The 7,925-nt window shown below is 73.4% G+C and carries 7 protein-coding genes and 1 riboswitch; of the genes, 5 read left to right on the forward strand and 2 right to left on the reverse strand.

Translation table 11 applies throughout. The features are described 5' to 3' along the window. The first annotated feature begins 190 nt into the window (after positions 1 to 190). The 3 genes from ACQRUO_RS23995 to ACQRUO_RS24005 are packed head-to-tail and all read left to right on the forward strand — an operon-like array spanning position 191 to position 1,706. Positions 191 to 658: a hypothetical protein gene (locus ACQRUO_RS23995; protein WP_428318104.1), complete on the forward strand. Its 468-nt coding sequence runs from the start codon at positions 191 to 193 to the stop codon at positions 656 to 658. After that, entirely contained in the window at positions 655 to 1,503 is an 849-nt protein-coding gene (locus ACQRUO_RS24000; protein WP_428318105.1) for a MerR family transcriptional regulator, read from the forward strand. The genes ACQRUO_RS23995 and ACQRUO_RS24000 overlap by 4 nt, the downstream gene beginning before the upstream one ends. Further along, complete coding sequence (locus tag ACQRUO_RS24005; RefSeq protein WP_428318106.1) at positions 1,500 to 1,706, forward strand: hypothetical protein; 207 nt, start codon at positions 1,500 to 1,502, stop codon at positions 1,704 to 1,706. The genes ACQRUO_RS24000 and ACQRUO_RS24005 overlap by 4 nt, the downstream gene beginning before the upstream one ends. Before the next feature lie 108 nt (positions 1,707 to 1,814). On the opposite strand, the gene ACQRUO_RS24010 is transcribed toward ACQRUO_RS24005, so the two are convergent. Then, entirely contained in the window at positions 1,815 to 3,956 is a 2,142-nt protein-coding gene (locus tag ACQRUO_RS24010) for an alpha-galactosidase (protein WP_428318107.1), read from the reverse strand. 255 nt (positions 3,957 to 4,211) lie between these two features. Next, complete coding sequence (locus ACQRUO_RS24015; protein WP_428318108.1) at positions 4,212 to 4,982, reverse strand: SAM-dependent methyltransferase; 771 nt, start codon at positions 4,980 to 4,982, stop codon at positions 4,212 to 4,214. A gap of 389 nt (positions 4,983 to 5,371) precedes the next feature. Here ACQRUO_RS24015 and ACQRUO_RS24020 point away from each other — a divergent pair, with 389 nt between their 5' ends. Both ACQRUO_RS24020 and ACQRUO_RS24025 read left to right on the forward strand, forming a co-directional pair. Then, entirely contained in the window at positions 5,372 to 6,856 is a 1,485-nt protein-coding gene (locus ACQRUO_RS24020; RefSeq protein WP_428318109.1) for a serine hydrolase domain-containing protein, read from the forward strand. 373 nt (positions 6,857 to 7,229) lie between these two features. Beyond that, a riboswitch (cyclic di-AMP (ydaO/yuaA leader) is annotated at positions 7,230 to 7,397 on the forward strand. Between the two features lie 3 nt (positions 7,398 to 7,400). Continuing rightward, a partial coding sequence (locus tag ACQRUO_RS24025) for a LysM peptidoglycan-binding domain-containing protein (RefSeq protein ID WP_428318110.1) occupies positions 7,401 to 7,925 on the forward strand: 525 nt, incomplete at its 3' end.

The following is a 7,925-nucleotide window of genomic DNA, read 5'->3' on the forward strand; positions in this document are numbered from 1 at the left end:
TACCAAGGCACGTGATGCCCTGGATCTGCCCGAGGGCTGGAGTCCACTGGACGACTACGACCCGGCGCTCTCGGAGCGCGTCGCTCGGAGCAAGGGGCACAGTTCCTTCCCCAGCTGCATCTGCGCTGACGCCAGGTGCCCCGATCGTGCCGTCTGACCCTCGCCACTTCAACGCGCGGAGGTACGCACAATGAGCGAAACCACCACAGCCATGGCGGCAGCCACGGACCCGCGAACCCTGATCAGCCCCGAGGTCCGGGAGCTGATCCTCACCACCTACCGCGTCCAGCACCCGGAGGTGCCGGCGAGCCGGACCGAACTGGGGGTCGGCCAGATGGCCGCCTTCCTGACGGCCTGCGCGGTCGGTGACCGGCCGCTGAGCCCGTCGCCCGAGGTGGACGACTACTGGCACGCCTTCGTGCTCAACACCAAGGCGTACATGACGTGGTGCACGGCCAGTTTCGGCAAGATGGTGCACCAGATTGCACGGGAGAACGCGCAACCTTGGTCCGCTCCCAGTGCTCCCGCTGCCCCCGGGCCAGGCCGCCGCCCTCGCGCTGCGCCATGCCAGCCTCCTCTCGTCCCGGCCGACGTCGGCCAGCCTAGGGCCTGGGGGCTTGCACCTCACGCGACGTCAGGGGTCATGGTGGACGCATGACCTCCGAACAGACCTGGAAGGTCGGCGCCCTCGCCGAGGCGAGCGGCCTGACCGTACGCACCCTGCACCACTGGGACCAGATCGGGCTGCTCTGCCCGTCCCGCCGCACCGCCGCCGGGCACCGCGAGTACACCGAGCTGGACCTGGTCCGGCTCTACCAGGTGCTCGCGCTGCGCCGGCTGGGGCTCGGCCTGGAGTCCATCGGGACCTGCCTGGACGCCGGGGTCGACCCGGTCCGGCTGGTCGGCGACCACCTGGCCGGCGTCGAGGCGGCGCTGGCCGGGCTGGATGCCCTGCGGCAGCGTTTGGCCCACGTCCACACCGAACTCACCGCCGCCCGCACCCCGCAGGTCGCCACCCTGATCGGCGTGCTGCAGGCGATGCGCGGCACCGATCCGGCGGCCGAGGCGGTGCTGCGCCGGCACGCCACCGAGGACCAGCTGCGGGCCCTGCAGGAACGGGTGGCCGCGCTCGGGCCGGCCGCGCACTACCTGCTGGAGGTGGAGTGGCCGGAGCTCTACCGCCGGGCCGAGGCCCTGCGGGTGGCCGGCACCGACCCCGCCGCACCTCAGGTGCAGCGGATCGTCGCCCGGCTGGACGAGCTCAGCGCCACGTTCAACGGCGGGGACCGGAGCCTGTCGGCCGCGGTGCAGGACGCCTGGCGCGAGGAGCCGGCCGCGCTCTGCGGCGATCCGGGCGTGCCGGCGCAGGGCTGGCCGGACGTGACCGCCTACCTCGCCCGGGCCCGCGCGATCGCCGCCCGCGCCTCCGCCCCCATCCGCGCCTCCGGCGCCCCCGCACCCGCACCCGCACCCACCGCGGACGCAGCGGCGGAACCCGCATGAGCCGCGACGCCCGCCGCCGGATCGCGCTGGCCGCCGCGCTCCCCGTCCTCGCCGTCGGCCTACCGGTGCTGACCGTGCTGGCCGTGGCCGGCCTGGTCTCCTGGACGGTGGCCCCGGCCGTGGTGCTGGCCTCGGCCGTGCGGAGCCTGGTGGTCTTCGTCCGGTTGGCCGGGTGGGGCGGCGCCGGTGCCCGCGGGCGGTGACGGCAGGTCGGCGGCCCACCGGAAGCGGCCGTGGCCCCGCCGCCCGGTGGGGGGCGGGCGGCGGAGCCACGGCCTTCGTCAGTTGGTTCGGGTGCCCCGGTCGGGGCGTCAGTTCAGCGTCACCCAGCCCTGGGTGGTGCTGCTCGCGCTCGGCGGGTCGACCAGGACCGCCGAGCCGGCCACCGTACCGGCCGCGTCGAGGACCGCGCCGCTCGCCGCGTTGGTGAGGGTGAGCGCGCCGGCACCGTTCTGGGTGACCCACCACTTCTGGGCGGCGCTGGTCGGGTCGTAGCCGTTGAGCACCGTGACCGTCGAGCCCGCACCACCGCTCGCGGTCAGGGTGCCGTGCAGCTGGGTGGCGGTGTTGCAGTTGTCCGTGATGTGGACGGTGCCGTCGGCGTTCGGGGTGAACTGCCACTGCTCGGAGGTGTGGGTGGGGTCGAAGGCGTTGACGTCGGCCGGGCCGTTCGCGGCCGCGTCGCAGTGGCCGGCCACCTCCAGGGCGTAGCCGCCGGGGCCGCCGTCGGACAGGCCGTGGTACCTGCCGTCGCCGACGATCGCCGGGGCGGTGGTGGGGCCGACCGCGATCCGGTACATCGCCACGCCGTGCGGGGCGACGCTCGCGCTCAGGGCGCCGGTGACCGTGCCGGTGCCCTTGGACCAGAGGTCCTGGTAGCGGTAGCTGCTGCCGGACAGGCCGAGCGCGCCGAGGGTGGTGCCGATGACCTGGGTGTTGCCCGGGTCCTGGTTGACCAGCAGCACCGCGAGGTCCCCGTTGGCCAGCTGCCGCTTCAGGACCACCGGCGCGGACGGCGCGGCGGGGGCGCTGCCGACCAGGGTGGCGGGCTTGCCGAGGGCGTCCTGGTCGACGGCGATCACGTCGCGGTTCTCGTAGACGGCCAGGGCGGTGGCGCTGATGCCGGTGGACCAGGTGACGCCGCCGGCCGTGTGCTGCGAAGCGGCGGCGGCGCGCAGGTCGGCGCCGGAAATCAACGGCGAGGCCATCATCGACAGGATCGACATCTCGGTGGTGGACTCGGTGTCGGTGAACGGCTGGTGGCAGGAGCAGGTGTCGGTGACGCCCCACTCGCCGTAGGGGTCCTGCCAGCCGGCGAACATCATGTCCAGGTCGTTCCAGCTGCCCGGCCGGACGTTGCCCGGGTACTGCAGCGCGGTGCCGAGCACCCCGCCGTAGAGCACGCCGTTCAGGTCGCTGTTGCGGTCGCCGCCGATCCGGCAGAGGTTGGCCACCTGACCGCACCAGACGCCGGTGGGCGCGTAGCCCGGGGCGTCGTACTGCGGGGTCCCGGCGGCCGCGACCACCGAGTCCGAGCGGGCCGGGTCGCTCGCCGACTCCAGGTACGGGACGCCGGTGTGCACCGGCTGGGCGGAGACGCTGAGCGCCACCTTCGGCCTGCCCTGCGCCGCCGAGGCGGCGTCCAGGGCGCGTTGGAAGGTCTGCACCCGGGCGTAGATCGACTGGGTCAGCTCCTTGCCCTCGCCCTGGGTGCCGTAGTCGTGGCCGTCCGGGCCGGTGATCGCCGGGCCGTAGGGGCAGTCGTCGTACTTGACGTAGTCCACGCCCCACGCGACCACGTCGGTGGCGTCGGTGCTCTCGTGGCCCAGGCTGCCCGGGTGGCCCTGGCAGGTGGTGTAGGTGTCGGTGCCGTAGAGGCCGAACTTCATGCCCTTGCCGTGCGCGTACCAGGCCAGGTACTGGATCCCGTTCATGCTCTGGCCGTTGACCGTCTGGGACGGGAAGTGGTTCGGGTCGGGCGTCAGGTGTCCGGACGTCGGGTCGTTGCCGGTGCCGTCGGTGCCGGAGACCGGGTTGCCGTTGTTGTCGTACAGCTGCATCGCACCGTAGGCGTTCTTCACGAACGGGCCGCTCTGGCCGCTGCGGTAGGGCAGCGACCAGCCGTCGTCGATGGTGACGGTGTTGTAGCCGGCCGCCACCAGGCCGTTGGCCGACATGAAGTCGATGGTGTCGACCACCTGCTGCTCGGTCACGCCGGTGCCCAGGGTGTTCCAGGAGTTCCAGCCCATCGGCGGGGTGCGGGCCAGTCCGTTGCCGAGCGGCGGGGTGACGCTCGCGCTGCCGAGCGGCGGAGTGATGCTCGCGCTGCCGCCCGCGGCTGCCGGCGCGGCGACGCCCTGCTGGGCGCCGGCCAGCGCGAGGGTGGTCAGCACGACCGAGGAGAGCGCCAGCGCGCCGAGCCGACGTGCCGCGATCGACCAGGACTCAACCATTCCGCATACTTTCTGTGGGGGAAGCAACTGCCCGCTGCTGTTGAGAAGTATTTGGTTCTGTTGGAATCTGTCAACGCTTCAGACAGAACTCACCGTATCCATACGCACCGTCACCCTGTGCTAGTGCACCCGGAGTCAGGACCTGCCCGAACGCCGAGTGGGGCGCGGCCGCCACGGCCACGCCCCACTCCGGTCGAACTCGCTCGGGCGCCCGGCTGACCGCCCGTCAGGGCCGTCGACCGTCGCACGCCCCGTTCACGCCTTGCGCGCGACCCCCGCGTACATCCAGCGGGTGCTCGCCTCGGTCGACTCCTCCGGGCGCCAGAGCGGCACGAACTCCACGCCCGGCTCCAGCAGGTCCCAGCCCTCGAAGAACTCCGCGACCTGGGCCCGAGTCCGCAGCCGGATGCCGGATGCGGTCTTCTCCCAGGTCCTGGCCACCTCGGCGGCCCGCTCCGGATTGCCCTCGTGCGTGCTGTGCGAGAGCAGCAGGTAACTGCCCGGGGCCACCCGCTCGTACACCCGCCGGACCGCCTCGTGCGCCTCCTCGTCCGTGACGAAGTGCAGCACCGCCAGCAGCAGCACCGCCACCGGCTGGTCGAGGTCCACCAGGGCGGCCAGCTCCGGGCTCTCGAAGAGCTCGTCCAGCTTGCGGACGTCGCCGGTCAGCACCGTGGTGCTGCGGTTCTCGGCCAGCAGGGCGCGCCCGTGGGTGAGCACGATCGGGTCGTTGTCCACGTAGACCACCCGGGCCTGCGGGTCGACGGCCTGGGCGACCTGGTGGACGTTGCCGGGCGAGGGCAGGCCGGCGCCGACGTCGACGAACTGCCGGACCCCGGAGCTGGCGACCAGCTCGACCGAACGCCGCAGGAAGGCCCGGTTCTCCCGGGCCGCCGCCGGGATGTCCGCCGAGGCGCTGATCGCGTGCTCGGCCGCCTGCCGGTCCGGCGGGAAGTTGTCCTTGCCGCCCAGCCAGTAGTCGTAGATCCGCGCGGGATGCGGCCGATCGGCCTGAAGACCCGTCATATCAGCCAGCTGCCAGGACTGCTGCACCCGCTCCCCCTCGCCGTTCGACCACTCCTTCGAGCGGTTCGGTGCAGCATAGCGGGCGGTTCGGGGCGACCGGAGCGTTGGGTTCGGGCGCCCCGCCGCGGACCGCGCGCGGGGCGGGTGCGCCGGCGGCGCCGAGCGAACCACCGGCACCGCCCACCGGTGCCGCGCGCCGATGCCGAGCGCCCATGCCGAGCAGTGCCGGCCGGCGCCGGGCCGGGCGGCGCCGGGCCGGGCGGCGGTGGACGGCACGGCCGGAGGTGCGATTAATGCTGCGCCGACGGGCACCAGTCCGGGTAAAGTCGAGCGGTCCGGCCTTCAATCCTCCGCCCGCGGACCCATCCCAGTTGCGAATGCGAGCTCAGATGACCGATCCGGCTGCCGAGTTGCCGTTCAACGAGCAACGCGCCGAGGAGCTGTCACCCCCCACCACCACCCTGCCCCCGGCGGCCGAGGTGCTGCCCCCGAGCACCGAGGCGGCGGCCCTGCTTCCGGAGACCAGACGCGCCCTGCTGCACCGCCTCGCCGTCGGCCAGGCCGAGGGCCGGACCCCGTCGTTGGTCGGCGCCGTGGTCCGCGAGGGGCACCTGGCGTGGACCGGTGCCCGCAGCATGCTGGCCGGGCACGCGCCGGACGAGCACGTGCAGTACCGGATCGGTTCGATTTCCAAGACCTTCGCCGCGGTCCTGGTGCTACGGCTGCGCGACGAGGGGCTGCTCGATCTGGCCGACCCGCTGGAACAGCACCTGCCCGGCACCGCGGCCGGCGGCGCCACCATCCGCGAACTGCTCAGCCACACCGCCGGCCTGTCCGCCGAGACGCCCGGGCCCTGGTGGGAACGCACCCCGGGCGAGCTGCGACCGGAGCTCGGCCACCTGATGGAGGACCAGCCCTTCCGGCACGCCACCGGGGAGCGCTTCCACTACTCCAACCCCGGCTACGCGCTGCTCGGCGCCCTGGTGGAACGGGTGCGCTGCCTGCCGTGGTTCGACGTGCTGCGGCAGGAGGTGCTGGAGCCGCTCGGCATGACCCGCACCACCCTGCTCCCGCAGGTCCCGCACGCCGGCGGCTTCGCGGTGCACCCGTGGGCGGACGTGATGCTGCCCGAGCCACTGACCGACACCGGCCTGATGGCGCCGGCCGGCCAGCTCTGGTCGACCGCCGCGGACCTGGCGCGCTGGGCCGCCTTCCTGGCCGGCACCACGCCGGGCGGCACCGAGAAGGTGCTGTCCGCGGGGACCCTCGCCGAGATGCGCCGGCCGGCCGCCGCCCCCGAGGGCGAGTGGGCCGAGAGCTACGGCCTCGGCCTGCAGCTGGTCCGGCGCGACGGCCGCCTGCTGATCGGCCACGGCGGCTCGATGCCCGGCTTCCTGGCCGGACTGTGGATCAGCCCGGCGGACGACGTGGCGGCCGTCACGCTGACCAACGTGACGGCGAGCAGCACGCTGCGGAACGTCGCCGCCGACCTGATCGGGATCGTGGCCGAGCGGGAGCCCTCGCTGCCCGCGCCGTGGCGCCCCTTCACCGACGCCGACCCCGAGCTGCTGGCCCTGACCGGCCCCTGGTACTGGGGCAGCACGCCCGTCGCGCTGCACCTGCGGGCCGGGCGGGCGCTGGAGCTCACCGAGCTCGGCGGACCGGCCCGCACCTCCTGGTTCCGGCCCGAGCCCGACGGCACCTGGACCGGACTGGACGGCTACTACGCGGGCGAGCCGCTGCGGGTGGTGCGCCGGGCGGACGGCACGGTGACCCACCTCGACCTCGGCAGCTTCGTGCTGACCAGGAGTCCCTACGACCCGGCCGGGGCGGTGCCGGGCGGGGTCGACCCGCTCGGCTGGCACGCGGGCTGAGCGGGGTGGCCGGACCGACCGGGCACTCGGACCGACCAGGGTGACTGGACTGACCAGGGTGGCTGGACTGACCAGGCCGACTGGACTGACCGGGCCTCAGATTACGAGACCATCTCGACAAATCGGACAAAGGGGATAGAGCGCCGAGTCGCCGAATCCGTGTGAACGGAATCACGCGGCGCCGGCGAATTCCCCGGGAACAACGGCCGAAGCCCCGCCAGGAGCACTGACCCGGCGGGGTTTTCGGTCCCGGTGCGCCGTGGCCGGGCTCACACGGACTTGTGATGGGACCTTCGACCCCCTTACGGTGCATCTCGTTCGTCTTCACACGAACCCCACTCTCCGGAACGCCGAATCCTGCCGCCGGACCGAGCGGGCACGTGCACCAAAAGCACCACGGCAGGGGCGGGGGACCCACAGGTAAGTCGCCCTACCCGGACACCCTCCGGGCAGGGCTTGGGGTGAAGTCGCGCCTCTGCGCGGCCGGGCAACTCCAGCCCGAATCCGACAGCTCACCTCGCAGGCGTGGGAGAGGAAACGTTTCATGATGTCCGTCAACGGTCGTCCCACCCTGCCCAGCCGCGCCGCCCTCAAGCGCGCCATCGCCGTCACCGTGCTCGCCGGGGTCGGCGCCGGCCTCCCGCTGATCGCCGCCACCGGCGCGAACGCGGCCCCGCTGCACCAGGGCACCACCCACCAGGGCGGCTCCGCCCACCACTTCGCGGCCCCGCAGAGCCACGCGACCCAGCAGGCCCCGGCCGCCACCCCGGCGCCGGCCGCCGCCCCGGCCGCCCCCGCCTCCTACACCGTGCAGAGCGGCGACTGGCTGTCGAAGATCGCCACCGACCACAACGTGCAGGGTGGCTGGCAGAAGCTCTACGACCTGAACAAGTCGGTGCTCGTCCAGGGCCCGAACGTGATCCACCCGGGTCAGCACCTCGCGCTGGGCGCCGCCCAGGCCCAGGCTCCGGCCCCCGCCGCCGCCCCGGCTCCGGCCAAGCCCGAACTCCAGGGCATGGCCTGGCAACCGGCCACCATCAACGGCGAACAGGGCGTCCTGTTCACCATG

The sequence above is a fragment of the Kitasatospora sp. LaBMicrA B282 genome, assembly GCF_050325825.1.
Lineage (GTDB): Bacteria > Actinomycetota > Actinomycetes > Streptomycetales > Streptomycetaceae > Kitasatospora.

Excerpts from the sequence above, each read along its gene's own strand:
- ACQRUO_RS23995 (WP_428318104.1), top strand. The coding sequence starts at position 191 with ATGAGCGAAACCACCACAGCCATGGCGGCAGCCACGGACCCGCGAACC.
- ACQRUO_RS24000 (WP_428318105.1), top strand. The coding sequence starts at position 655 with ATGACCTCCGAACAGACCTGGAAGGTCGGCGCCCTCGCCGAGGCGAGC.
- ACQRUO_RS24005 (WP_428318106.1), top strand. The coding sequence starts at position 1,500 with ATGAGCCGCGACGCCCGCCGCCGGATCGCGCTGGCCGCCGCGCTCCCC.
- ACQRUO_RS24010 (WP_428318107.1), bottom strand. The coding sequence starts at position 3,956 with ATGGTTGAGTCCTGGTCGATCGCGGCACGTCGGCTCGGCGCGCTGGCG.
- ACQRUO_RS24015 (WP_428318108.1), bottom strand. The coding sequence starts at position 4,982 with ATGACGGGTCTTCAGGCCGATCGGCCGCATCCCGCGCGGATCTACGAC.
- ACQRUO_RS24020 (WP_428318109.1), top strand. The coding sequence starts at position 5,372 with ATGACCGATCCGGCTGCCGAGTTGCCGTTCAACGAGCAACGCGCCGAG.